Annotated in this window: 21 protein-coding genes; 11 read left to right on the forward strand and 10 right to left on the reverse strand. The window is 39.3% G+C overall.

Annotated features, from left to right (window positions below; translation table 11 throughout):
* Positions 1-6 precede the first annotated feature (6 nt).
* The 8 genes from FBD94_RS19045 to FBD94_RS19080 all read right to left on the reverse strand — a co-directional run bounded on the left by FBD94_RS19045 (position 7) and on the right by FBD94_RS19080 (position 8692).
* Positions 7-1797, reverse strand: coding sequence for an OmpA family protein (locus tag FBD94_RS19045; RefSeq protein WP_136881387.1), 1791 nt, complete (start codon positions 1795-1797; stop codon positions 7-9).
* Positions 1798-1866: 69 nt separating this feature from the next.
* On the reverse strand, positions 1867-2427 hold the full coding sequence (locus FBD94_RS19050; RefSeq protein WP_136881388.1) for a 5-formyltetrahydrofolate cyclo-ligase: 561 nt from the start codon (positions 2425-2427) through the stop codon (positions 1867-1869).
* 311 nt (positions 2428-2738) lie between these two features.
* The gene (gene efp, locus FBD94_RS19055; RefSeq protein ID WP_131610257.1) at positions 2739-3299 is read right to left on the reverse strand and encodes an elongation factor P; all 561 of its coding nucleotides are present in this window, start codon (positions 3297-3299) and stop codon (positions 2739-2741) included.
* Between the two features lie 157 nt (positions 3300-3456).
* On the reverse strand, positions 3457-4071 hold the full coding sequence (locus tag FBD94_RS19060) for an ABC transporter ATP-binding protein (RefSeq protein ID WP_131610256.1): 615 nt from the start codon (positions 4069-4071) through the stop codon (positions 3457-3459).
* Positions 4072-4082: 11 nt separating this feature from the next.
* The gene (lpxA, locus tag FBD94_RS19065; protein ID WP_131610255.1) at positions 4083-4868 is read right to left on the reverse strand and encodes an acyl-ACP--UDP-N-acetylglucosamine O-acyltransferase; all 786 of its coding nucleotides are present in this window, start codon (positions 4866-4868) and stop codon (positions 4083-4085) included.
* Positions 4865-6274 carry a bifunctional UDP-3-O-[3-hydroxymyristoyl] N-acetylglucosamine deacetylase/3-hydroxyacyl-ACP dehydratase gene (locus tag FBD94_RS19070; RefSeq protein WP_131610254.1) on the reverse strand — a complete coding sequence of 470 codons (1410 nt, stop codon included), beginning with the start codon at positions 6272-6274 and terminating at the stop codon, positions 4865-4867. Before FBD94_RS19070 ends, lpxA begins: the two co-directional genes overlap by 4 nt.
* Positions 6264-7349 (reverse strand): UDP-3-O-(3-hydroxymyristoyl)glucosamine N-acyltransferase, encoded by a 1086-nt coding sequence (gene lpxD / locus FBD94_RS19075; protein WP_131610253.1) that lies wholly within the window; start codon positions 7347-7349, stop codon positions 6264-6266. The genes FBD94_RS19070 and lpxD overlap by 11 nt, the downstream gene beginning before the upstream one ends.
* Positions 7350-7468: 119 nt before the next feature.
* Positions 7469-8692, reverse strand: a complete 1224-nt coding sequence (locus FBD94_RS19080; protein WP_131610252.1) for an HD domain-containing protein — start codon at positions 8690-8692, stop codon at positions 7469-7471.
* A gap of 105 nt (positions 8693-8797) precedes the next feature.
* Between FBD94_RS19080 and porX the strand changes: the two genes are divergently transcribed.
* The 4 genes from porX (at position 8798) to FBD94_RS19100 (ending at position 13179) form a co-directional block, all read left to right on the forward strand.
* Positions 8798-10351 carry a T9SS response regulator signal transducer PorX gene (gene porX, locus FBD94_RS19085; protein WP_131610274.1) on the forward strand — a complete coding sequence of 518 codons (1554 nt, stop codon included), beginning with the start codon at positions 8798-8800 and terminating at the stop codon, positions 10349-10351.
* 422 nt (positions 10352-10773) lie between these two features.
* Positions 10774-11199, forward strand: a complete 426-nt coding sequence (tsaE, locus tag FBD94_RS19090) for a tRNA (adenosine(37)-N6)-threonylcarbamoyltransferase complex ATPase subunit type 1 TsaE (RefSeq protein WP_136881389.1) — start codon at positions 10774-10776, stop codon at positions 11197-11199.
* Between the two features lie 61 nt (positions 11200-11260).
* Positions 11261-12487, forward strand: coding sequence for an alanine dehydrogenase (locus tag FBD94_RS19095; RefSeq protein ID WP_136881390.1), 1227 nt, complete (start codon positions 11261-11263; stop codon positions 12485-12487).
* Positions 12488-12498: 11 nt separating this feature from the next.
* Positions 12499-13179, forward strand: coding sequence for a M15 family metallopeptidase (locus FBD94_RS19100; RefSeq protein ID WP_136881391.1), 681 nt, complete (start codon positions 12499-12501; stop codon positions 13177-13179).
* A 10-nt stretch (positions 13180-13189) separates the two neighbouring features.
* On the opposite strand, the gene FBD94_RS19105 is transcribed toward FBD94_RS19100, so the two are convergent.
* On the reverse strand, positions 13190-14542 hold the full coding sequence (locus FBD94_RS19105; protein WP_136881392.1) for a D-alanyl-D-alanine carboxypeptidase/D-alanyl-D-alanine-endopeptidase: 1353 nt from the start codon (positions 14540-14542) through the stop codon (positions 13190-13192).
* A 40-nt stretch (positions 14543-14582) separates the two neighbouring features.
* Between FBD94_RS19105 and FBD94_RS19110 the strand changes: the two genes are divergently transcribed.
* The 3 genes from FBD94_RS19110 (at position 14583) to FBD94_RS19120 (ending at position 17101) form a co-directional block, all read left to right on the forward strand.
* Positions 14583-15824, forward strand: coding sequence for an aspartyl protease family protein (locus FBD94_RS19110; protein WP_235884567.1), 1242 nt, complete (start codon positions 14583-14585; stop codon positions 15822-15824).
* Positions 15825-15872: 48 nt separating this feature from the next.
* On the forward strand, positions 15873-16811 hold the full coding sequence (locus tag FBD94_RS19115; protein WP_136881394.1) for a hypothetical protein: 939 nt from the start codon (positions 15873-15875) through the stop codon (positions 16809-16811).
* Between the two features lie 98 nt (positions 16812-16909).
* On the forward strand, positions 16910-17101 hold the full coding sequence (locus FBD94_RS19120; RefSeq protein ID WP_008241764.1) for a cold-shock protein: 192 nt from the start codon (positions 16910-16912) through the stop codon (positions 17099-17101).
* A gap of 88 nt (positions 17102-17189) precedes the next feature.
* Here FBD94_RS19120 and FBD94_RS19125 read toward each other — a convergent pair whose 3' ends face one another.
* Positions 17190-17987, reverse strand: a complete 798-nt coding sequence (locus FBD94_RS19125) for a glycerophosphodiester phosphodiesterase (protein WP_136881395.1) — start codon at positions 17985-17987, stop codon at positions 17190-17192.
* Between the two features lie 157 nt (positions 17988-18144).
* Between FBD94_RS19125 and FBD94_RS19130 the strand changes: the two genes are divergently transcribed.
* From FBD94_RS19130 to mnmG, 4 genes are all read left to right on the forward strand, one after another.
* Positions 18145-21459: a DUF4175 family protein gene (locus tag FBD94_RS19130; protein ID WP_136881396.1), complete on the forward strand. Its 3315-nt coding sequence runs from the start codon at positions 18145-18147 to the stop codon at positions 21457-21459.
* Between the two features lie 11 nt (positions 21460-21470).
* Positions 21471-21905 (forward strand): rRNA maturation RNase YbeY, encoded by a 435-nt coding sequence (gene ybeY / locus FBD94_RS19135; protein WP_136881397.1) that lies wholly within the window; start codon positions 21471-21473, stop codon positions 21903-21905.
* Between the two features lie 550 nt (positions 21906-22455).
* Positions 22456-24318 (forward strand): ABC-F family ATP-binding cassette domain-containing protein, encoded by a 1863-nt coding sequence (locus FBD94_RS19140; protein ID WP_136881398.1) that lies wholly within the window; start codon positions 22456-22458, stop codon positions 24316-24318.
* Positions 24319-24580: 262 nt separating this feature from the next.
* Positions 24581-26443 carry a tRNA uridine-5-carboxymethylaminomethyl(34) synthesis enzyme MnmG gene (mnmG, locus tag FBD94_RS19145; RefSeq protein ID WP_136881399.1) on the forward strand — a complete coding sequence of 621 codons (1863 nt, stop codon included), beginning with the start codon at positions 24581-24583 and terminating at the stop codon, positions 26441-26443.
* Positions 26444-26559 lie beyond the last annotated feature (116 nt).

Raw genomic sequence — 26559 nt, forward strand, 5'->3', positions numbered from 1 at the left:
TACATTTTAATACTTCAAAACCTTTATTTCGGTCCGTCTATTCGCCTGATGCTCCTCATCACTACATTCTACGCCATTTCCACAACGGTTCAGCAAACGGGTCTCCCCATAACCTTTAGCCACCATCCTGTTGCGATCTACACCTTTGCTTACCAAATAATTTACAGCGGCCTCCGCCCTTTGTTGCGATAAACGCATGTTATAAGCATCCTTACCCCGACTATCCGTATGAGATGATAGCTCGATTCTCAATGTAGGGTTTTGCGACATCACATTTAACAAATTGTCCAATATCCGCTCAGCATCTGGTCTGATATAAGACTTATCAAAGTCATAATGGATATTCTTAAGTACAAAGACAGCCCCCGCATCCAAATTATTAACCCCAAGTTTCAGCGTAACATATAACGTTTTACTTCTATCCAGCCCTTTTGTGGTCACGCCTTCAGTTTGCGAAAATTTCCCTGCTTGATTGGCCACAATATTGTAATCAGACTGTTGCTCCAACTGATAAACAAATTTAGCCTCTCCATCAGAAATCTGAGTCATGTTTTTACTGTTCGTTGCATTAGTCAGTACCGTACCAATACCCGGCAATTTAGAGTTATCATTAGCCCTAACCGTCTCTCCAATCAAGGTAAATCTAGGGTCATCGTGATAAATCTCTTTATAAATCACATTACTAGCATTGTCAAAATCAGCAATACTTATCGCCACGGGCTCTGCTGCAATGCCATTTTTCACAGCTGTGATCAGATAAGCACCCTTTTCTGCTTTTAAAACACGTTCAGCCTGGCCGTCCGCATTACTGATAGAAGTATTGTCGATATTGTTCCTGCTGATTTTAACGATAACACCACTTAAAGCCAGGCCAGTTTGTCTATCCTTTACTACAACCAAAATATCTTTAGGTGCAGCAATTACTGGCGGAGCTACCGTTTTAGTCGCTGGAGCTACCGGTGCAACTTTACGTTTAGCGCCAAATGTATATTTAATTCCAAAGCCAACATTTACGGCTTGTACATATGTATTTTGAATAGTAGGGGTTTCTTCATAGTAAGTATTTATATTGGTGATAGCATTATTGTTTACCGTAAGCACGTCCGAAGCTGTCAGTGCTTTTTTTACCGCGTATTTAGTGATATGAAACTCACTGGAGTCGCCGCCAAAGCTTTTGCCGAAGGTTCTCAAATAATCAGCCCGCGCAAACACGCCCCAATGCTCGTTAAGCGCATAAGATATCCGAAGACCGCCTAATCCCATCCAAGCCTTTGTAATGCGCTTAGGATTGCTCGTATACTGCGTATCGAATAAAGGAAGTGGCGGACCAGAGGCCTGGTGTACATAAACAGACTCTTTGTATTGAGGAAATCCTTGAAACAATACACCACCACGAAGGAAAGCTTCCAGATCTAGCTTACCAAAATTAGATTTATAAGTTGGACCAATACTAACTCCAATGTGTTGGAAAGAAGGGTGATTTACATAATCAGTAGCGATGTACCCATTATCAAAAAATACACTGTCAAACTTCCTGATATCATGGTTCAAAAACCGGGCATCAATACCAATCCCCCATTTATTCCCCTTAAAATACTGATCAATGGCAAGGCCACCAAAATAGCCATTCTTAGCTCTTCCAATCTCATTTTTATATTTGCCCTGCGGCATACTAAGGCCTCCAAAGGCCGAAATCTGAAGTTTACCACTATTATTTATCTTCGCATCCGACTTCTTTTGTGCCCAGGTAAGGCCGGTTAACAAAACCGCCAGTACCACTAATATTAACCTTTTCATAACGTTCTCCTTTAGTTTACAATCAAACTGTTTGGAGAGATATCAGCAAAAGTTAATATTTGTTACCCCCTAAAATGAATAAACTTTATTTGGGGTAATGCAAAGATTCAGGCATACATCATGTTCGTTCACATCGCTGATCTGCTCAACCGGGTCAAAAAAGCATAGCCCAATCTTTTTAGTCGCTATATTTTGCAAAAACCGATCATAAAAACCCTTACCATAACCTACGCGATAACCCCGTAAGTCAAAAGCCAACATAGGAATAAGCACAAGATCCACTTCCCCGGTATGTAACTCCCCCTGTGCAGGCTCTAGAATATTGTATAGATTCTTAACCAGACCATCCTTACCCTGATACACATAATTAGTCATCAATGCAGTATCAAAATCAGCCCTTGGAACTATGATCTTGATCTCAGGATAATTAACGCTCAACCAATCAATAAAAAGGAAAGTATTTGGTTCTTTCTTCTCCGTAATAGGCAGAAATACATGAATCGTACGAACCGATGAGAAGTCCAACAAAGAGAATTGCCTTAGCAATTGTAGACTATAATCTTCAATCTGGTCTTCAGAAAGCCATTTCCGCTGCATTGTTGCAACTTTTCTAATCTCTGCTTTTGTCATCAAAACAAATATAACGACAAGCCCTGAAATATACACAAAACCCCGAATCTATCTTTTTTATGGCCCCAGTTTGGGCCCATAAAGAAAAATCAATATTGTGCTGAAGAGGCCTAGGAATTTTTTCGGCAGTTCTTACTGATTTTAGCCCTCAAGAATGCTTCGCAGTTTTGCCCTTCTTCTGGGCAAAAGGTTCCAGCCTCAGAAGCATAATTTGATTTTTCAACCCAAAAAAATCCCATAAAAAAAGATGGCTTCGGGAACCACTCCGAAGCCACAATCAACCTAAACCTAAAACTAAACTATGAAAATTCTTATTTTACTCTTTCAACATAGTCACCAGTACGTGTATCAATCTTAACTTTATCGCCCTGATTGATAAACATTGGGACTTTTATTTCTACTCCTGTCTCTAACGTCGCATATTTCAATGCATTTGTAGAAGTATCGCCTTTAACTGCAGGCTCTGAGTAGGTTATTTCTAATTCAACATGAGAAGGTGTCTGCGCCATAATTGGCTCTTCACTTTCAAATGCGATAATTACATTCATTCCTTCTTTCAAGAACCGAATACTCTTACCGAATAATGCTTTCGGTACGTTAAACTGTTCAAATGTAGTATTGTCCATTACTACTAGTGCTTCACCATCTTCATACAAAAACTGGTAATCGCTGGTTTCAACACGGCAAATCTCAACCTCTTCATCAACACGGAACCTATACTCAGCTGTTTTACCAGTCTTCACATTCCGCATCTTAGCTTGATAAAAAGCGCGTAAATTTCCGGGTGTACGATGTAAAAACTCCTCTACTTGTACCAGATCTCCGTTGAAACGAAGTATGTTCCCATTTTTTACTTCTGATGCTTTTGCCATTTTGTTTTGAAATTGTGCCTAAACTTTCGGCCTTTTTTCGTGCCGCAAAGGTAAAGACTATTTATCGATTCCACAATAGTAATTTAAAAATAATTTAATAAAAGCATTTTAAGTCTCAAATAGCCCGTTTTGGCCTGTTTTCAAATATAAATATTACTTATTTATAATCCGTCAACTCCACAAAATGGTTACAAAAGGAATACTCCGACTCTTGATTTGAGCCTATAATTAGCGTTCGGTTTACCGAAAATCGCTCAATTAACTGCAAGTACCAGCCCATTCCCTGCAGATCCAGGTTAGACGTGGGCTCGTCCAGTAAAAGAATTGGAGTATTGGAACAACAAGCCAGCACAAGCTTGGTGCGCTGTTTCATTCCCGAAGAGAAGTATTTTAAAGCCTTATCTTGCGATTTGGCAAGTCCGAGTAGATCTAACACCGATTCGGCGTTCATACCCTCGTAAAAGGCTTTAAATTTAAAATGGAAGTTAATGGTTTCCTGAAGTGTAAACTCTTCAATTAAATCGAGGTAAGGCGCAGCAAAGCTGATGGATTTATAAATCTCCTCTACGGGGATATCAACCCCCGATTTGTAACTTATAGTTCCTTCAGATGGAGATAAATTTCCTAGCAAGACACTCAACAAAGTAGATTTACCAGAACCGTTTGGTCCTAAGACCGCATATTTTTCTCCAGAAAGAAACGAATAATCTACATTCCTGAAAATCCACTCCTGGTTAAATCTTCTCCCAACGTTAGCTAAGTCGATTGTCATTCACCAGGATCCTAACTTCCCGAACCAAAGCCTTTCATCACGCCACGATTAGAGTTTCTGATGAAATCTACAATCTCATCACGGATCTCCGTAGGTGCAAATTCAGCTTCTATCATGTCCAGAGCTTTGGTTACGTTGTTGTGTTTCACAAACAAAACCCTGTAAATTTCCTGTATCTCGTTGATCTTTTCAGAAGAGAACCCTCTTCTTCTCAAACCAACGGAGTTGATTCCAGCGTACGACAAAGGCTCTCTAGCAGCCTTAACGTATGGAGGGACGTCTTTTCTAACCAATGAACCACCGGTTACAAAAGCATGCGAACCCACTTTTACAAACTGGTGGATTGCCACCAATCCTGCCAAAACCACGTAGTTACCAATTGTAATATGACCGGCAAGCGTAGTGCTATTCGAAAATATGCAGTAATCTCCAACCTCGCAATCATGCGCAATGTGAGAATAAGCCTGAATCAAACAATTACTGCCAATAACAGTCTTCCATTTATCTTTAGTACCCCTGTTAATGGTCACACACTCACGAATGGTTGTGTTATCGCCAATTTCCGCCGTAGTCACCTCTCCGGCAAACTTTAAATCTTGTGGAACACCGGAGATTACAGAGCCAGGAAATATCCTGCAGTTCTTGCCTATCCGTGCACCATCCATGATCACCACATTAGAGCCAATCCAGGTACCCTCACCGATCTCCACATCTTTATGAATGACAGCAAAGGGCTCAATAACCACATTATCGGCTATTTTCGCCTGAGGATGTATATATGCTAAGGGTTGTATCATGTAGTTTCGTTTTCTTTTACTTTTACGATTTGGGCCATCATTTCTGCTTCAACCACCACTTTTCCGCCTACCATTCCTACACCTTTCATTTGTGCGATGCCTCTTCTAATCGGCTCCATTAAATCACATCTGAAAACTATAGTATCGCCAGGCGAAACCTGTGCTCTAAATCGCACATTGTCAATTTTGAGGAACAAGGTAAGGTAATTTCTTGGATCAGGCACCGTACTCAGCACTAAAATTCCTCCAGTTTGAGCCATAGCTTCAATCTGAATCACACCTGGAAAAACAGGTGCCCCCGGAAAATGACCTTTAAAGAACTCCTCGTTCATGGTTACATTTTTCACACCAACAACATGAGTTTTACTCAATTCCAATATCTTGTCGATAAACAAAAATGGCTGACGGTGAGGCAATATGTCCATAATCTGAACAATATCGTATAGCGGTTTTACGGTCGTATCATAAACATGATGCACCTTTTTATTTTTTTCTTTTTTGATGGCTGCTTTGATTTTTTTAGCAAAAGCAACGTTAGCCGCGTGGCCAGGTCTTGCAGCCATAATATGACCTTTTAAATGAACACCAACCAAGGCAAGATCACCAATCATGTCCAACAATTTATGTCTTGCCGGCTCATTTTGATGCCTCAATTCCATGTTATTTAAAATACCCTGCGGTGCAACTTCAATTGCATTCCGCTTAAATATTTTAGCCAGATGATCCAATTCTTCCTTAGTTACCTCTTTATCAACGATAACAATGGCATTATTCAAATCACCACCTTTAATGAGGTTGTTTTGCAATTGATATTCCAGTTCATGCAAAAAGCAGAAAGTCCTGCAGGAAGCAATTTCTTTCTTAAATTCAGCAATACTAGATATGCCAGCATGCTGACTACCCAGAACCGGTGAATTGTAATCGATCATACAAGTAAACCTATAGTCGTCTAAAGGCATTGCAACAATCTCAACTTTTCTATCAGGCTCTGTATAAGTAATGTTATGTGGAATTTGGAAATATTCTCTATCCACGCTTTGCAATTGAACACCAGCACTTTCTAAAGCATCTAAAAACTCGATTGCACTTCCATCCATAATTGGTGTTTCCGGGCCATCAAGCTTCATCAGCACGTTATCCAAGTCCATCCCAACCAAAGAGGCCATAACATGTTCTACCGTACTTACACTCGCTCCATTCTGAGTAATGGTTGTTCCTCTCGCTGTATCGGTAACATTATCACAATCTGCATCAACTATCGGACTTCCAGGCAGATCAATTCTTTGAAATTTAAACCCGTGATTTTCCGGTGCCGGACAAAATGTAAGTGTAACATTTGCTCCAGTATGCAAGCCTACACCGCTTACCGAAACTTCGTTTTTTATGGTCTTTTGTTTAACGTTCATTATTATTTGCTATTGTACTGTTTTGTTCGATGATCAAGGTAAGCTCCTTTATTTTTGCTTCAAGGCTAGCTATTCTTTTTTCAACGCTCGGCAACTGCTTAAAAATCACAGAAGCCCGCATCCAATCTCTTAATGGCTGAGCAGGGCTGCCATGCCATTGTTTATTTTCTTCAGTCGTATTAAAATTTATTCCTGCCTGAGCACCAATCTGCGTTCCTTTGGCTAAGGAAAGGTGTCCGGCAATACCTACCTGGCCGCCAATAACAGACTTCTCGCCCAATTTTGAGCTGCCAGAAATTCCGGTTTGTGCTGCAACAACACTGTGTTCACCAACATCAACATTGTGCGCAATCTGGATCAAATTGTCCAACTTAACGCCTTTTCTGATGAAAGTAGAGCCCATTGTAGCCCTATCAATCGCCGTATTAGCCCCAATCTCTACATCATCTTCAATCACCACGTTGCCAATCTGCGCGATTTTAGTATACGTTCCATCTGCCTGCGGAGCAAAGCCAAATCCATCACTACCAACTACGGTATTAGAATGGATGATGATGTTATTTCCTAAAACAGAACGATTGTAAATCTTTACCCCCGGAGAAATAATGCAGTTTTTTCCGACAACACTATCCGCACCAATAAATACTTGGGGCGAAATTTTACTGTTATCACCAATCTCCACATTCTCAGCTACATAAGAAAATGCACCAATAAATACATTTTTACCAATTTTTGCTGATGGATGGATAAAACTTGGCTGTTCGATGCCCGTTTGAGTATTGGCCTGATTAACCACCTCATTATATTTATCCAGTAAAACTGAGAAAGCGCTGTATGGATCAGCAACCCGAATTAAGGTGCTGCCTACCTTTTGTGAAGGCACAAAGTCTTTCCCAACAATTACCACTGACGCATTTGTCTGGTATAAATAGTTCTCGTACTTAGGGTTAGATAAAAAGCATAAAGAACCAGTCTTACCATTTTCTATTTTTGAAAGCTCGCTGACTTTTGCGTTTTCGTCGCCTTCAATGGTACCATCTATAAACTCACTTATCTGCTTGGCAGTAAATTGCATTTTACAAAGTTATATGTTAAATTGATATGAACAAATAAACCTCTTTAGGTAATTGACTGGCGTCTTCAATCAACTACCTAAAAAACGGGATTAATTATTTAATATTTTGTTAAATTGTGCTAAATAATTCGCGGATAGCAAAGTATATGTTTCTTTACAGTCTTGTCTAAAGATTCTAAGTTAGATAAATCCGATGCTTTTGCAATATCAATGATCGTATTGTTTTTCAACAGAATATTAATATTGCCACTACCGGCGTTATAGGCCCTATTTCTAATTATATCCGTAAACACAAAATAACATACATCTGTTTCATTTACTTTTAAAAAAGCTGCCGTTCTTTCCCGCAAGTCATTCACCCTGTTTTTGTTAGGAACCTCATTACTGATCTCCACCTTATACAAATTTCTTTGGGTAAGCATGCCACAAAGCACCGACAAAACTCTATCCGGATGATCCGCCCAAACTTTTACCGAAGCAAAAATATCCTGATCATCCAATTTTGAAAACTGCGATAAATGCAAATCCGAAGTAAAGAATTCTGACTCCGTAATCTCATTTTTTAAAAAATGCTGCAGTGCTGGCGTTGCAAATAACACTTCACCATTTCCAGCCAAATATTTTGCGCGCTCTAAAATCTTAACCAACAACATTTCTCCGGCAATCACCGTTTTATGCAGATATACCTGCCAGTACATTAACCTTCTGGCAATCAAAAACTTTTCGATTGAATAAATCCCCTTCTCCTCAATCACCAGTTGGTTATCCAGTACATTAAACATCTTAATGATCCTGTCAAAACTAATTACGCCCTCGCTTACCCCCGTAAAAAAGCTGTCACGATTCAAATAATCCATTCGGTCAAGATCAAGTTGACTAGAAACCAATTGGGGAAGAAAAGTTTTTGCGTAATCCCCTTTAAAGATATTGATTGCTAAAGTTAATCGCCCTTCAAATTCTACATTCAGTTTTTCCATCATCATCATAGAAATATCCTCATGCTTAATCCCATTCACTAAAGTATGCTCCAGCGCATGAGAAAAAGGCCCATGGCCAATGTCATGCAGCAAAATGGCAATTGTGGCAGCTTCTTCTTCCGCGGAAGTAATTTCATGCCCTTTCCCTCTCAACACTTCAATCGCCAAACTCATCAAGTGCATCGCGCCTATAGCATGATGAAACCTGGTATGTAAAGCCCCTGGATACACAAGGTGTGTCATTCCCAGCTGCTTAATATACCTGAGCCTTTGAAAATACGGATGAGCGATCAGGTCGAATATGATTTCAGAAGGGATATTTATGAAGCCATATACCGGATCATTTATGATTTTCTTTTTGTTCAATCTCTAAAAATAAATTATGCGGTACAAAAATTGCTATTTTTATCCATAACTAAGAAGGAGAAGACTCTTTTCGAGGAATTATTTTTACATTATACAGATATAATGATGCAAGAGACTAAGATTTTATGGGCCGATGATGAGATTAACTTATTAAAACCACATATATTATTATTGAATGAAAAAGGATATCATGTAACCACCTACACCAATGGAAATGATGCCCTTGAAGCGTTTGGAAAGGAGCATTTTGACTTAGTTTTTCTGGATGAAAATATGCCAGGAATGAGTGGATTGGAAACCCTTAGTGCCATAAAAAACATCAGAAACGATGTGCCTGTGGTGCTGATCACCAAAAGTGAAGAAGAAAACCTGATGGAAGATGCCATTGGATCTAAAATAGATGACTACCTGATTAAACCAGTGAATCCTAAGCAGGTTTTACTGACCATTAAAAAGCTCATTGACAATAAGCGTCTGGTTAGCGAAAAGACATCTATGGCTTACCAGCAGGACTTTAGACGGCTGGGGATGACACTAAATGACAAGCTGAGTTATGAGGAATGGGTTGAAGTATATAAAAAACTGGTTTTTTGGGAGCTAGAGCTCGAAAAATTGGACGACCCACAAATGCATGAGATTCTAACGATGCAAAAATCTGAAGCCAATACTCAATTTTCCAAATTTATTGAAGACCACTACCTGGGCTGGGTAAATGGCAAAGGAACGGCTCCATTATTGTCAAACGAACTGTTAAAAAAGAAGGTATTCCCATTAATTAACGACACCACTCCTGTCTTCTTTATCCTGATTGATAACCTTCGCTACGATCAATGGCGCATCATTAATCCATTAATTACCGAATACTTTAGAATGGATGATGAGGATATTTATAGCAGCATTCTGCCTACAGCGACGCAATATGCCAGAAATGCCATATTCTCAGGTTTAATGCCTTTGGAGATGGAAAAACGCTTCCCTGGTTTGTGGCAGAATGATGATGATGAAGGAGGAAAGAATATGCACGAAGCTGCTTTTCTTGCTGATCAGATCAAACGTAGCCTACGGAAGGAATGCAAATTCAGCTACAATAAAATCCTGACTTATGACGATGGTCGGGCCCTGAATGAGCAAGTCAACAACTTATTGCAAAACGACTTCAATGCTATTGTTTACAACTTTGTAGATATGCTTTCACATGCCCGTACCGATATGCAGATGATTCGCGAACTAGCTAACGACGATGCTGCCTATCGCTCATTGACCCTTTCCTGGTTTGAGCACTCTCCATTGATGGACTTGCTTAAAAAGATTTCACAGAAACGGGTTAAACTGGTGATTACGACCGACCATGGTACCATCCGGGTTAAACACCCAAGTAAGGTAATTGGCGATAGAAATACCAATACCAATCTGCGTTATAAGCAAGGAAGAAACCTTAATTACAATGCTAAAGAGGTATTTTTGATTAAAAACCCACATGAAGCTCAGTTGCCTAAAATAAACATCAGCTCTAACTACATTTTCGCGAAGGAAGACCGCTATTTTGTTTATCAGAACAACTATAATCAGTTTGTAAACTATTACAATGAGACTTTCCAGCATGGAGGTATTTCCCTGGAAGAGATGATTATCCCTATTGCAACCTACAGCTCGAGATAGTCAATAACCGCTTTTATCAATTTTACCGGAGGCCGCATCATGTTTTGATGCGGCCTTTCTGTTGTTAATTACTGCCATGAGTTTATAAAACACATGCTGAATCAGGACAAGACACGGTGTTGTCACGTATTACTATGAGTTGGGGATAAGTAGGGAATGAGTAGCGGATAAGTAGGGGGTTGCTTTACCCCTGCGTTACCCTTCCTTTACCTTTGCTATACCCTTGCTTTACCCCTAGGGTATAGCAACCCTAACCCAACGGTAAAGGAAAGGTAAAGGAATCCGCTACTCATTCCCTACTTACCCCCTTGTCATTCCCTATTCATTAAGCACGCTGCCAAAACGCTGATACAGATCTGTTCAGCCCAATCTGTATGAGTACACTTAGAAATTAAGTCGAATTGTTATAAATTTGCTTAAGTATGGAAACTATAAAAATTGAAGTTAATGGCCTTGATGGCCTTGAAAATGCGGCTAAAAGAATCATAGAAGCCACTCAGGACGACCAGATTTTTATTTTTGAGGGAGAAATGGGCGCTGGAAAAACCACCTTGATCAAAGCTTTAGCTAAAGAACTGGGGGTAACGAAAGTGGTTACCAGTCCAACATTTTCTATTGTGAACGAATACGATGCCAATGGCAAAGTCATTTATCACTTTGATTTCTACAGAATTAAAAACCTGCAGGAAGCCTATGATATTGGCTACGAAGAATATTTTTATTCGGGAAATATCTGTTTTATAGAGTGGCCGGAGAAAATTTCCCCCCTTTTACCCCTACATTTTGTAAAAATAGAAGTTTCGGCACAGAATGAGAATGACCGTATATTGTCAATTTCAAAAATTTAAACGCCAAACACTCTTTATTTCAGCTAATTTGCTTAATTTCAATCCAAATCTATAAATGAAAATGGCTACAGGATTACGCGAAGGTATGGCCTCCATTGCTCAGCAAGGTTTAATACAACCAAAGGAGGCAATGGCAGAGATAAGTAAGAAGAACAACAACTTGTACATTGGCATTCCAAAAGAGATCTCCTTTCAGGAAAACAGGATTGCATTGACCCCCTTATCTGTTGCATTACTTGTAAACAATGGACACAAAGTAATTATTGAGAGCGGAGCTGGTGTAGCCGCAAATTTCTCTGATAATGAGTATAGTGAACAGGGTGCAACAATTAGCTTCCACAAAAAGGAGGTTTTTGATGCCGATATCATTGTAAAGATCGCGCCACCAACTGTAGGGGAAATTGCCATGATGCACAAAGGACAAACCCTAATTTCAGCCCTGCAAATGGGCGCACTTAAAGAATCCTACCTTAAAGCACTCCTAAATAAAAAGATCAATGCGATTTGTTTTGAGCACATTAGAGATGAAGGAAATATTTTAAGCGTTGTCCGTTCAATGAGTGAAATTGTTGGAGCAACCTCGATTTTAATTGCGGCTGAATACCTAAGTAATGTAACCGGAGGAAAGGGATTAATGCTGGGTGGCTTTACCGGTGTTCCACCAACTGAGATTGTTATTCTAGGTGCAGGAACTGTCGGCGAATATGCTGCCCGTGCAGCCATTTCGCTTGGCGCAGAGGTGAAAGTGTTCGATAGCTCTCTTTATCGCCTTAGACGTCTTCAAAATAACTTAGGAACCCGCGTATTCACCTCTGTGATGCAACCTATCGTGCTGAGCAAAGCCATTACAACCTGTGATGTGGTGATTGGCGCCATTCGAGCTACGCATGGCAGAAGCCCTTGCGTGGTGATGGAAGAAACTGTGGCCAGGATGAAACCAAATTCGGTGGTGATTGATGTAAGTATTGATCAGGGTGGATGTTTTGAAACTTCGGAAGTAACGAACCATAAGAATCCAGTATTTAGAAAGCATGATGTGATTCATTATTGTGTGCCTAATATAGCTTCTAGAGTACCAAGGACGGCTTCATATGCACTTACCAATATCTTTACCCCAATTTTAGTAGACATAGGTGATATGGGAGGATTAATGAATCTTGTTTGGAGCAAACCGGGTATAAGAGAGGCGCTGTACATTTACCAAGGCCATCTTACTAGTAAAGATCTAGCCAGCATGTTTAATTTGCCTTATAAAGACCTGGATCTAATCGTAGCTGCCAATCAGTAACGCCCTCATCAATGAAAAAAATTCTCCTGCTCTTATTGGTAGGCTATTGTTTTTCTGTTCATGCACAAAAGAATAACCCCAACCCTTATGGGCTGGCTATAAACGCCTATCCTGAATATTTAGATTCTTGCAAAAAGAACAGCAACTATCGGCTTCTGGAAATTAAAAAGTATGTTCCCGGGCTCGTTCTAGATATCAAATACGCGACTAAAGACAACTTTATGAAGCGCGTAATGTACCCTCAAGCCCGAGCATTCGCCCGAAAACCGGCGGTACTTCAACTTAAAAAAGTGCAGGCAGAGCTAAAAAAGAAGGGCTATGGCCTAAAAATATTTGATGCTTACCGTCCCTACAGCATAACGGTTGCTTTTTATAAGGAAGCATCGGACAAAATGTTTGTAGCCAACCCAAATAAAGGCTCCAGACACAATCGGGGTTGCGCCGTTGACCTGACTTTAATCGACTTAAAAACCGGTAAGGAGCTTAAAATGCCGACGGCATATGACAGTTTTGCCCCCGAAGCGGCGGTAACCTATACCAAGTTACCCCCCGAAATTATAAAAAACAGGCAGTTGCTCATCAATACCATGCAGCAATATGGCTTCAGGGTATTAGAAAATGAATGGTGGCATTTCGATTTTATCGGCTGGCAGGCCTATAATTTGATGGATATCCCATTTAAAAAGCTATAAATACTTTGCTTTAAAACTTTTCATGGATATAGGTCATAATCCGGCCCATTTCTCTTCTTACATCACCTGTAGGTAGGACAAAGTTGTTGTTCATAAAAGAGAAAATATAGGTTTTACCCTTCTTCGTAAGCACATAACCACTTTGGTTGTGCACCCCAGAAAGCGTACCTGTTTTACCGAATACAAAGGGCTGGCTTGTTTTAGGATAAGCATTTCTGAGCGTTCCACTTTTACCGCCAGCCGGCATCATACTGAATAAGCGCTGAGGGTCATTTACTTCTTTATAAATCAACTCCAACAACTTAACCATATCTCTGGGTGTAAACAAATTATACCTCGAAAGACCCGATCCATCAGCCCAAACCGGCTTATCCGGCAAAGTAGAGAGGTAATTCTTTTCAATATAAGCAATGGCTTTAGCTGTATTCAGCTCTTCTCCCAATTGGTTCGCGTAGACTAAAAGCAGTTGTTCTGCGATGAAATTATCACTTGGCAACATCATTTCCTTAAGCACCGAATCGGTTTTTAAATTATAAATGGTCTTCGCATTAGGAGGCATTTTTAGCGCGATCAACTCGATATCCTTATGGAGTGTGTCGGAAAGTAGCGTTAATGTAAGCGGAAGCCCCACTTTATACGGAACCTGCTGGCGATAATTTGCTGGCACGGGTCTATTTGGATACCTAAAGTGGTTAGTACCAAAATCTCTGGTAACACTAAATATCTTTTGTGTTGAAAGTGAATCCATTGCAAAGCAATCCTCCAATATCGCTGGCGACAGTACTAGTGCTCCATTTTTATTCCTAATGTCGAGCAAATTATCCATGATGGGCAGCTCATTGATCTCGGCCTGATAGTAATCATTATAATCATCCCATTGCCAACCACCACCGTAAAAATTACCTGTATACCTACCTGGGGCATAAAACAGTTTTTTAGTGGTATTCCTTAAGAAATCGGCTGCTTTTGTTCCCTTTAGCTTGCTTTGCAAAAAAGATGGATCACCTGTTCCCCAAAAAATTAGAGAATCTCCTCGTTCTATGTACCTAAGAGACGGAATCGAATCGGGAAGCATTTTTAAACCCGCATAAAAGGTATACAACTTGGTATTCGATGCAGGGGTAAAATACTGATCAGCATGCTGTTCAAACAACATCCGATCGGCAGTCATGTCATACAACGCAAAGCCAGCATAATACTGCTTAAGTACCGTAGAGCTGGAAAAAAACTTGTTTAAATTCCTTGAAATTCGCCTTTCGGTCGAGCAGCTGGTAAAAAGACCCAGGCTAATCAGGCCGACATACAGGTAGGATTTTAAATTATTCTTTTTTAGTTGAATACTTTTATGCGCAGATCTAACCATACTGCTACTAATTTAGTAGTTTAGTTTAATGAAATTGTTAATGAGCATAATTAATTTCCGCAAACTTAGAATTTATCCGCTTGTCTTGATTATTCAGGTTTGTGTGGTTATTACAGCTCAAGGACAGCAATTTTATTTTAAAGGGGACCGAAATAAGGATGCAATGCCTTTTTTGCAAGTTAAAAACCTCATCATCATCCCGCTTTATTTGAACAACAAAGGTCCCTATAATTTCATTTTAGACACTGGCGTTGGCCCTCTGATTATTACCGATCCAAGCTTAATTGATAGCATTGGAATTAAAGTGTCTCGTACAATTAAAATCTCGGGCCTGGGGAGCGGGAATGAAATAGAGGCTTATATCTCTAATGATGTTTCGGCACAGCTAGGTAAATCATACATAGATAACATTCCTACAGCCATATTGAAGAGAGACATTTTCGGTTTATCAAACTATTTAGGCACAAAAGTGTATGGCTTATTGGGCTATTATTTCTTTAAAAGCTTTGTGGTTGAGTTGCGGTATTCGACCAAGAGATTATTGTTTAAACACCCCAATAGTGGGGGTAAAATAAAGGGTGAAAGGATTCCTATTGAGATCAGTTCCTATAAACCCTATACAAATATCACCATTGAAAATCCTGAATATGGCAAAGCTGAGGTCAAAATGCTGATTGATAACGGCGCCAGTCATGCCATTTCATTAGAACGATTGAACGAAAAGCCTTTCCCTGTTCCGGCGGCTTCTATAAAGGCAAATCTGGGGGTAGGCATGAGTGGTCCTATAGACGGGAATATTGGCAGGGTTTCCGCTTTAAAAATAGGCAGTTTTGCGATGAAAAACGTACTGGCATCTTACCCCAAATATGATGATGTTGCAGCTAAAGTTCTACTAAAAGACCGCAATGGAAACTTAGGAGCGGACATATTGAGCCGGTTTAATGTGATATTCGACTACGCGGACAATTCGATGTACTTACGAAAAAATAGCCAGTTTAAACGCCCTTTTGAGCATGATATGTCGGGAATTGAGTTATATCTGGAAGACGGACAAATAAGGCGCTACTTCATCAGCAGGATTGAACCAGGATCTCCAGCCGAAAACGCAGGCGTATTGGTCGACGATGAAATTATAACGATCAACTTTACTCCGGCAGCCTCCTTTAAACTAGATGATATCAATAGCCTCTTTAAATCTGTAGAAGGCAAAACAATTATCCTGTCCATTAGGCGAAATGATGAATTGGTTCTGAAGGTTTTTAAGCTTAAACAAAGAATATAAAGGATTCTTATAACTTTGCCTTTCCATATAGAAGCCTTTAATCCTTGCATGACGAAATCTTGTATTCTAACCACCCTGACATGCCTTGCGTTACTTATCAGCAGCTGTAACAGTACAACTAAAGAAAGTTCAAAACCTGCTGGCCGATTGTCCTTTGATTCGATTATTGGTATAAAATATTATGAGGTAAAACGCCGATTCAGTAACGGGCTTTCCTTTAATGAACTGGGCTTTCAGCAGGAACCAACCTGGATTATCCAGTTCAAATCTCCCGATACCATAAGCGCTTATAGTCCGCAAAAGAAAAGGATGCAAAGTTTTTTCTTGCATTACGATCATGGTGAGGTATATAATTTTGCGAAGGAGTGGTTTAAGATCAAAAAGATTAGCAAAGACAGCCTGGTGTTTCAGCGACTTCATTTAACGGGCAGGGAAATATCAAAAGACATCCGATCGGATGTAAATATTACTTACTACGCTCAAGACTATATCAATAAAACACTTAAAACGACGGCAGAGGCGCTACAACGTCCTACAAAGGCGGACACGCTTTATATTCAACAGCTTGCAGCAAAATCGAATAGGAATCCTGATAGCCGAGATAGTGCCTTTGCTGGGCGCCAGCCGGTAACCTTTATTCCCTTAAGTAAAATGGTTCAGGTAAAGAAAATCAGTACCGTTGATAAGCTGGTGGGTAGGACAGAATCCTATGATTATCTTTTCCCACGCTACCGGATAGACCTTGCAAATGCATATGATAATTTTGGCTATGAGTTTTCGGCAGTAGTAGATGAAAAAGGCAAAATTCACCTCGGCAATTTCCGTGTAGATTTCCCTGAAAATTACGAGCCAAGGAAGAAAACATTGGAGGCAATAATCAATGTTTATCTGCAAAACCTCTTCCAGGTTATTCCAGGAAAAACGCTCGGAATTCCGCATTCCAGCGAGATAAATTTAATCGTCTCAGGCCGTAAGAAAGGTGTTTAAAGGACGTTTTATTTTATATTTATCAAAATATGAAGCGTTTGCACATTATAAAAAAATAATATGTATCTTGCACACTTAATTTATTAATAAATAATACAATGCAAGAAGGAACAGTAAAATTTTTTAATGTAACAAAAGGTTTCGGATTTATTATCCCTGCAAACGGAGATAGCGAAATCTTTGTACATTCAACAGGCCTTATCGACGAAATTCGTGAGAACGACAAAGTTGAATACGACGTTGAAAGCGGCAAAAAAGGGTTGAATGCGATTAATGTTAAAGTAATCTAGATTATTAAAAACATAAATTGTACAGCATCGCGGATAACCCGCGATGCTTTTTTGTTTTATGGCACTCCTCATGCTGAATTTTTAAAGCCTATTTCCGCTCTTTGATCAGTTCAAATAGCTTTTCAGGCTCATTGGTAGTGATAAATTCTATTTTACTATCCAACAACCATTTCATTTCAGGCTCTGCATTTACCGTCCAGGCATTGATGGTTAAACCCAATTCTTTTGCCTTGGCAAACCACTCTCCTTTTTGATACACGCCATATTGGTAATCAGCACCATAAAACCCGTCTTGTTTAAGCTTTTCCAATGGAGCATTCCCAGAAAGATAGGCTACATTTGCATCTGGTTGAAGTTCTTTAACCTTTTTCAAGATCTCGTAACTAAAACTGATATAATCCACCCATGGCTGAGCTTTTAATTTAGCAACCATCGCCACGACTTTAGTCGCCAAAATTTTGTCGTTCTCCGCTCCTGCTTTCGATGGTTTGATCTCCAGTATCAGTTTGGTAGTCTTTTGCTTCATACCGGCCTTTAAATAAGCCTCAAGGGTAGGAATAGACTCGCCATTGGAAAGCTTTTTACTCAACAGCTCCTGATAAGTTGATTTTTCTATATGCAGACCCAAAAAATCTGCATCGTGGTTCACGACCAGTACGCTATCGGCAGTCATGTGGACATCAAATTCAGCCCCATGACACCCAATTCTCACTGCTTCATTTAACGATGCAATAGAGTTTTCGGGTAGACCGTTCTTTTTCCAAGCCCCGCGGTGGGCAATCACCACGTTTTTGTTCCAGGTTTTAATCGGCTTTGCCTTCTTCTGCGCGAAAGCGCCATTTAAAGTCACTACCATAAGGATAATGATTAAAGATGAATGTTTCATTTGTTTGTGTTTTTTCTACTAAAATATCATTAATAAAACAATATAAATGTTTTCTTAAAGTTAATAATTGACGAGACTTAAATAAAACAAAGATTAATATCTCTATTTTTATCAAAAAACTGTCCTCACGTTTACCTTTAAGCTATTAGCCCAACAAATGAACAGTAACTACGAACTTTTAATTGCTAAAATTAATGAGTTTACGCAGAAGTTTTACCTCAATAAACTTTTGCGGGGCAGCATTTATGCAATGGCCCTGTTACTGGCTTTATATCTGTTATTATTTGTATTTACCTATTATACTCAGCCCGGCACAACGACTAAAACAGTACTTTTTTTCGGGTACCTGGGCTTGGCTATCGCCACCATTTCAGTCCTGATTATTAAGCCTGCGCTGGCTTATTTTAAACTGGGAAAAAACTTAAGCATTGAACAAGCCTCAACTATTATTGGCCATCATTTTTTCAATGTAAAAGACAAACTGCTGAATACACTACAACTGAAGGCTATGGCTGATGCCTCACCGGACAACAGCCAGCTGATCATGGCTGGAATAGATCAGAAGATTGCCGAACTAAATCCAATCCCCTTTTCGAGCGCCATAAAGCTGGGCGACAACAGAAAATACATCAAATATTTTCTTGCTCCGGCATCCGTTATTTTACTGATTGCCATAATCGCTCCCCGCATCTTAAAAGAAGGAACCAGTAGTTTTGTGCAGTATAATAAGGAAATATTACCCAAAGCTCCATTTGATTTTCAGCTCTTAACCACCAATCTAATGGTTGCCCAAGGCGATGATGTGCCTTTAAAACTTAAATTAAATGGCAACGAGATTCCTCAAGAAGTGTACCTCACGGATGGTACAAATACTTATAAATTAGAAAAAGAAAACAATACCCACTTTAATTACACCTTCAAAAACCTCCAAAAAACACAAAAAATAACGTTTTCTGCAGGAGGATTCAACTCCGCTTCTTTTCTGATTGAAGTAAAGCCACGCCCCGCTGTCGTTATGGTAACAGCCCTATTGCGCTACCCTGGTTACTTAAATAAAAAAAACGAACAGATTAAAAATGCAGGAGACCTGACACTTCCTGAAGGTACCCATGTAACCTGGGAACTGGAAACTAGAAACAGCGATCGTCTGACTTTTGTACTGGGCAATAAGCCACAGGTATTAACGGCTTTAAATAATGTGTTTTCCTATGCCAGTACCATTCGTGATAACTCAAAGTACAGCATTATCCCTAAAAACAGTTTTGTTAGCAGTAATGACTCCCTTACGCATCAGTTGAATGTGATCAAAGACGAGTTTCCGGGGATTTCGATTACTGAAGCGCCAGACTCCTTAAGCAGCAAAGCTTTATACTTTTCTGGAAATATAACGGACGACCATGGATTTAGTTCTCTCAAATTCAAATACAACATCAAGGAAAAGGATAAAATTATCAGTACCGTAAGTAAGGCCATTTCCATTAAAAAAGCGCAACAGGAAGATTCATTCTTTTTCTTTTGGGACTTAAACGAGCCGCTGATAAAACCGGGCCAGACTTTAGAGTACTTCTTTGAAGTAACAGACAATGATGGCGTAAACGGGCTTAAAACAACTAAATCGGAGCTTAAAGTATATGCTGTACCTTCTTCCCAACAGGTTGCCGAAAAAATAAATGAAAACAGTCAGGCGCTTAAACAGAAAATGGAAAAGGCCATAAAGCTTGCCGGACAGGTTGAAAGGGAAAGTAAGAAACTGGGCGAAACCTTGCTGGATAAAAAACAAATCTCATTTGATGATAAAAAGCAGATTGAACAGCTACTAGAGAAGCAAAAACAATTGGAAGAAGCGGTTAAAGAGATCAATTCCCTGAATAAAAAGAATACCATCGAAAAAGAAGAGAATAACCTACTAAAACAGGAGCTGGCGGATAAGCAAAAGCAGATTGATGACCTGTTTAACAATGTGCTGGACGAGAAGACCAAAGCCTTGCTGGAAAAGCTGCAAAGCTTGATGGATCAAAACAACAAAGATCAGACGCAAAATGAACTGTCCAAAATGCAAATGGACAATAAATCTTTAAAGAATGAGCTGGACCGAATTTTAGAACTCTACAAGCAACTAGAATTTGAACAAAGTCTACAAAACAAGATAGATCGGCTAAATGACCTGGCCAAAGACCAAAAGGAGCTTTCAAAGGAGAGTTTAAGCAAAGACGCTCCACTTGAGGACTTGAAAAACAAACAAAAGGAGCTTTCCAAATCCTTTGAGGAGCTGAAAAAAGAGATTAAAAATCTGGATGAGAAAAATAAGGAATTAGAGCGCCCCAATGCTTTTCAGGCTCCCGAAAAGGAAATGAAAGACATTGAGCAGCAACAAAAAAGCAGCGAAGAGCAGCTTGGCAAAAATGACAAGAAAAAGGCTGCCGACAATCAACAGAAAGCAGCGGAGCAGATGGAGCAACAGGCTAAAAAAATGGCTGAAATGCAACAGGAATCTGCAGAGATGGAAAATAATCTGAATGCGCAAGAGTTGCGTCAGTTGTTAGAAAACCTACTTAAAACATCATTTGATCAGGAAAAGGTGATGCTGAATCTTAGACGCTTAAACAACAATGACCCGCAATATACGGCCAACGTGCAAAAACAACGCGAGATCAAAGACAATATGAAAACCATTGCCGACAGTCTTTTTTCATTAAGTAAACGCGTTCCCCAGATTGAAACAGCCGTAAATGAGGAAATGCAGAAGATTAATTTTAATATCGATAAGGGCTTGGAAAACCTGGGCGAAAGAAATACCGCTGCAGCCAATAAGAACCAGCAATACACCATGACTTCGGTAAATAATCTTTCCTTAATGCTGAATGAGGCACTTGACCAACTTCAGGACATGATGAAAAATGCTAAAGGTGGCGGAAAAGGGAAGAAAAAACAAAGCATGAAGCAGTTACAGCAGATGCAACAACAGCTGAACAACAACATGCAAAAAGCGCGTGATCAAATGCAAAAAGGCGGAAATAAAGGGGCAGTGCCTAAGGGTACGATGAGTGAAGAGTTTGGCAAAATGGCCCAGCAGCAACAGATGATCCGCGAAGCGCTGCAAAAAATAAATAGAGAAGAAAACAAAGATGGGAAAGGCGGCCTTGGCAACCTCAACCAAATGATCCAAGACATGAAGGCTACGGAATCGGAATTGGTAAACAAGCGTCTGGAGCAGGAAACGATGAGGCGCCAGAAGGACTTGCTGACCAAACTATTAGAGGCGGACAATGCTCAGCGTGAGCAGGATCAGGACGCAAAAAGGGAAAGTAAAGCAGGCAAAGACCTACCTCCTTCCTACAAACAAATGCAGGAAAAATTTAAAACGCTGGAGAAAAATGAAACGGAATGGCTACAAAAATTGCCGCCTAATCTGAACCATTATTATAAAAATAAAATTGCAGAATATTTTAAATTGCTAAATTCGGGGCATTAATTTATGATTTGATGGGCAAACCGAGCATTAATTTTTTTACCGAAGACACCAATTATAACCTTAAAAAAAAGACCATTCTAAAAGATTGGTTGAAATCTGCTATTGCTGCTGAGGGGTATTCGTTACAGGAATTAAACTTTATCCTCTGCTCTGACGAGTATTTACTGCGTATGAACCAGGATTACTTAAATCATGACACTTATACCGACGTGATCACTTTTGACAACTCTGAGGAGCTTAAAACGATCGTGGGCGATATATTTATCAGCATAGAACGAATCAAAGAAAACGCAGCAACATTTAAGCACACCGTTGAACATGAGTTATCCAGAGTTATGATTCACGGGGCACTTCACCTTTTAGGTTATAAGGATAAGAGTAAAGCAGAAAAGTTGAAGATGACCGAAAAGGAGGATCACTACCTATCCCTTCTATTCAACGCGTAAAAATTAAATGTCTAGAAAGATCTAACGCGGCGAAATATAATAGTCTTAAAGAAAATAACCAACAAAATCGACGGATTTTTCAGGATTTTTAACGGAAAAAAAACAGGCTTTTTATCAAAAATCATCCGAGCCAATTAAAGCTATTTTTAGCCCCTTAAACAAGCTTTGATGCTTTTATGATAAATGTATTGGACCTTTATCTATTTCTCGTTCTGCAGCCTCCTAATGAGGTCATTTTTCAGGCCAAATTACCCCAAAAAACGATGACAAAAAACAGAGAACGTTAACATATCACTTTTCTGTTACATTCGGTATACGACTAAACTTACACCTCCCTAATCGCTGCTTCTAAAAAATCGCGTTCTGATTCATTTTGTCAGATTTGTTTAAAAATCCATTGGAGAAACATTCCAGATTGCCAGATTTTTTTCAATGTCGATATTATTTTACCTTCTTCATACTGTACATTCAATAGCGCCAGCTACATACCAAATAATTATTGCTTACTTTTGCAGTAATTTCTTATCTATAATATCGTTAAACACAGACTTTGAGCACACTTATTGCAGCCGAAAACTTAGGCCATGCTTACCACGACGAATGGCTATTTAAAAATTTAACCCTGGGCATCCAGACAGGTCAACGCGTAGCGTTGGTGGGTATTAACGGTGCCGGAAAAAGCACCCTACTAAAACTTCTTGCCGAAAGGTTTTCTCCTTTGGAAGGAAAAATAGTAAAAAACAAATCCGTTAAAATAGGTTTTTTAGACCAAGAACCCTCATTTACAGATGGTTACTCCATTAGCGACTTTATATTTTCTCTCGAAAATAAACAGCAACAGCTGATTAAGGAGTACGAGGAACTGATTGAGGATCCTAATCCGGATGAAAAGAAATTGAACCGTTTGTATGAAGAACTGAGCGAACATAACGCCTGGGAATATGAGCATGAAATAAAAACCATCCTGAGCAGAATGGGTATTACCCATTTGCAACAAAAGATCTCTACCCTATCAGGCGGACAGAAGAAGCGTCTGGCTCTGGCCAAACTCTTAATCGAAGATCCAGAGATTTATGTACTGGATGAGCCAACCAACCACTTGGATATTGATACGATCGAATGGTTGGAAAAACTGCTGACCACAGGAAATAAAACGTTACTGTTGGTTACGCACGATCGTTACTTCTTAGATAATGTATGTAATACAATTGTAGAACTCGATAGAGGCAAGATCTATAACTACAATGGTAACTATGGCTACTTCCTGGAAAAGAAATTTGAAAGAGAAGCAGCTGACGAAAGTACTTTTCAAAAGAATAAAAACCTCCTGAAGAAAGAACTGGAATGGATGAGAAGAATGCCCGCGGCACGTACCACAAAATCTCAATCCAGAATAGATGCTTTTTATGATTTAGATGCCAAAACCAAGCAAAGATCGGACAATCAAAAAGTCACCTTAAATGTGAAAATGTCCAGACAAGGAAATAAAATTCTTGAACTGGATCATATCGGTCAATCCTTTGATGGCAAAAATATCATCAATGATTTTAGCTACACATTTAAGCGTGCCGACCGTATTGGTTTAGCTGGTAAAAACGGAACGGGTAAATCTACCCTACTGAACATTATCACCGGATTTTTACAACCTGAAAAAGGAATAGTTGGCACTGGTGAAACTACAGTTTATGGATATTACAAACAAGGCGGTTTAGCCTTCAATGAAAAAGAACGTGTAATTGATATTGTAAAGTCGGACGCCGAATATATAAAGATGGCCGATGGACAAACCATTTCTGCATCTCAACTTTTAACCTTGTTCTTGTTCCCTCCTAAAAAACAACACGGGATGGTAGAGAAATTAAGTGGTGGTGAAAAGAAACGTTTACACCTCATGAAAGTATTGATGCAAAATCCTAATTTCTTAATTCTGGATGAGCCTACCAATGATTTGGATATTGATACATTAAATGTACTGGAAGAGTTTCTTGAAAACTTCCCTGGTGTTTTAATTTTAGTTTCTCACGATAGATACTTGCTTGATAAAATGAGTGAGCAATTATTCATCATGGAAGGCAATGGAGAAGTAGCAATTTACAATGGCAATTACTCTGAATACAGATTAAGCTTAGATGCACCAAAGGAAAAAGTAGAGCCTAAGCAAAAACAAGCTGTTGCTGCCCCAGCACCTACTCCTATTGCAAAAAAATTGAGTTATAAAGAACAACGCGAACTGGAAGAATTAGAATCAAGGATTGCGGAAGTTGAAAATGAAATCGCAGATTTGACTTCATCTCTTTCTAAGATTGATAGTGCAAACTATCAAGAACTACAAAATACAACACAATTAATAGAAAAATTAACCAATGAACTGGAAGTGATAACAGAACGTTGGTTAACGCTTTCTGAGCAATAAACACTATTTAAGTTTAGCTATCGTTTATAAAAAGGAAGATTTAGAAACAGAAAAACAAATATAACTACCCCCTATTTAAAGCTAAAAGGAATAATATATTTAAAATTCAAACTCAATTTTCAAAGCATAAAATAAAGTAAAGCGCCTTAAATAAAAATAAAAAAAGCAAACAAAAGACATACGTTTCACGTGGAACCCTTCCGGAAAATCGAATATAAGCTCCCTACGTTCCACGTGAAACACTAACTAATAACAAAACGAAATGTTTAAAGAATATGATGTAATCGTTGTAGGCGCAGGCCATGCAGGTTGTGAAGCAGCAGCCGCTGCAGCGAACCTTGGGTCCTCCGTTTTACTGATCACAATGAACATGGAGACCATTGCACAAATGAGTTGCAACCCTGCAATGGGTGGTGTTGCGAAAGGTCAGATTGTTCGTGAAATTGACGCGATGGGTGGATACTCAGGAATAATTAGCGATAAGACAACACTTCAATTCCGCATGCTTAACCTTTCAAAAGGTCCAGCTATGTGGAGCCCTAGAGCACAGAACGACAGAAAAAGATTTGCTGAGGAATGGAGACTAGCATTAGAGCGTACGCCTAATGTAGATTTCTGGCAAGACATGGTGAGTAGCCTTATCATAAAAAACAACACTGTTGTTGGAGTTAAAACTTCCATTGGCGTAGAGATAAAAGGTAAATCTGTTGTGCTTACAAACGGAACCTTCCTAAATGGTTTAATCCATATTGGAGAGAAGAAATTTGGTGGTGGTAGAACAGGCGAGAAAGCTGCAACAGGCTTGACTGAACAACTGACAGAATTTGGTTTTGAAGCTGGCAGGATGAAGACTGGTACCCCACCTCGCGTGGATGGCCGTTCTTTAAATTACAGCCTTATGGAAGAACAATGGGGAGACGAAAATCCAGGTCGTTTTTCGTTCACCAATGTAGAACTTCCTAAAGAACAAAGATGCTGCTGGATTACCTATACCAATGCCAATGTTCATGAAACTTTAAAAGAAGGTTTTGAAAAATCGCCGATGTTTACCGGTCGTATCAAAGGCCTTGGCCCTAGATATTGTCCATCTATTGAAGACAAAATAAACCGCTTTGCTGAGCGCGAAAGACACCAGATATTTGTTGAACCAGAGGGCTGGAATACATGCGAAATCTATGTGAATGGATTCTCTACTTCCCTACCTGAAGACGTACAATATCGTGCCTTAACTCAGATCCCAGGCTTCGAAAAAGCCAAAATGTTTAGACCGGGATATGCCATAGAATACGACTATTTTCCACCTACCCAGCTCTCTTTAACCCTTGAAACCAAGTTAGTTAGTAATCTGTACTTTGCGGGTCAAATTAATGGCACAACGGGATACGAAGAGGCTGCTAGTCAGGGATTTATAGCCGGAATCAACGCCCATCAGAAGGTCTTTAACAAAGAAGAACTGATCATGAAACGTTCGGAGTCTTATATAGGTGTTTTAATCGATGACCTGGTTACAAAAGGTACAGAAGAGCCTTACCGTATGTTTACTTCAAGAGCTGAACACCGCTTATTATTACGTCAGGATAATGCAGATATCAGGCTCTCCCCTATCGGTCACAAGCTTGGACTGATCAGTGATGAACGTCTTGACCTAGTAAATAAGAAGGTAGAAAATTCTGATGCCATTGTTGCCTTTTCTAAAAAACAAGGTATAGAAATGAGCAGTGCCAATGCCATGCTTGAAGAACTTGGAACAAGTCCTTTAAATCAAAATGTAAAAATAGTTAGCTTATTGGGCAGACCTCAGGTTGGTATAGATAATGTAAGAAAAGTAAGTACTACCTTTAATGAAATGCTTAATCAATTTGACAAGGAAACTATTGAGCAAGCTGAGATCAAGATCAAGTATGAAAGCTATTTTGAAAAAGAACAAGAGATTGTAAATAAAATGCAAAAGATGGAGGACAAAGATATCAACCCAAATTTTGATTATTCACAATTGGTTTCTCTATCTAAAGAGGCTCGGGAGAAATTATTGAAGATAAAACCTAGAACTTTAGGTCAGGCTTCGAGAATTTCGGGTGTTTCACCATCCGATATCTCAGTTTTAATGGTTCATATTAGTAAATAGAGTCCAACTTATTGATTTATAATAAATTAACAAACAATCATAGATCTTCAAAAACGACCTTATTAAATGCATTATAAGACACTTTTAGAAATCTTTAATATTATTCATTAAAAACA

Source organism: Pedobacter hiemivivus (assembly GCF_005144565.1).
GTDB classification, from domain to species: Bacteria; Bacteroidota; Bacteroidia; order Sphingobacteriales; family Sphingobacteriaceae; genus Pedobacter; species Pedobacter hiemivivus.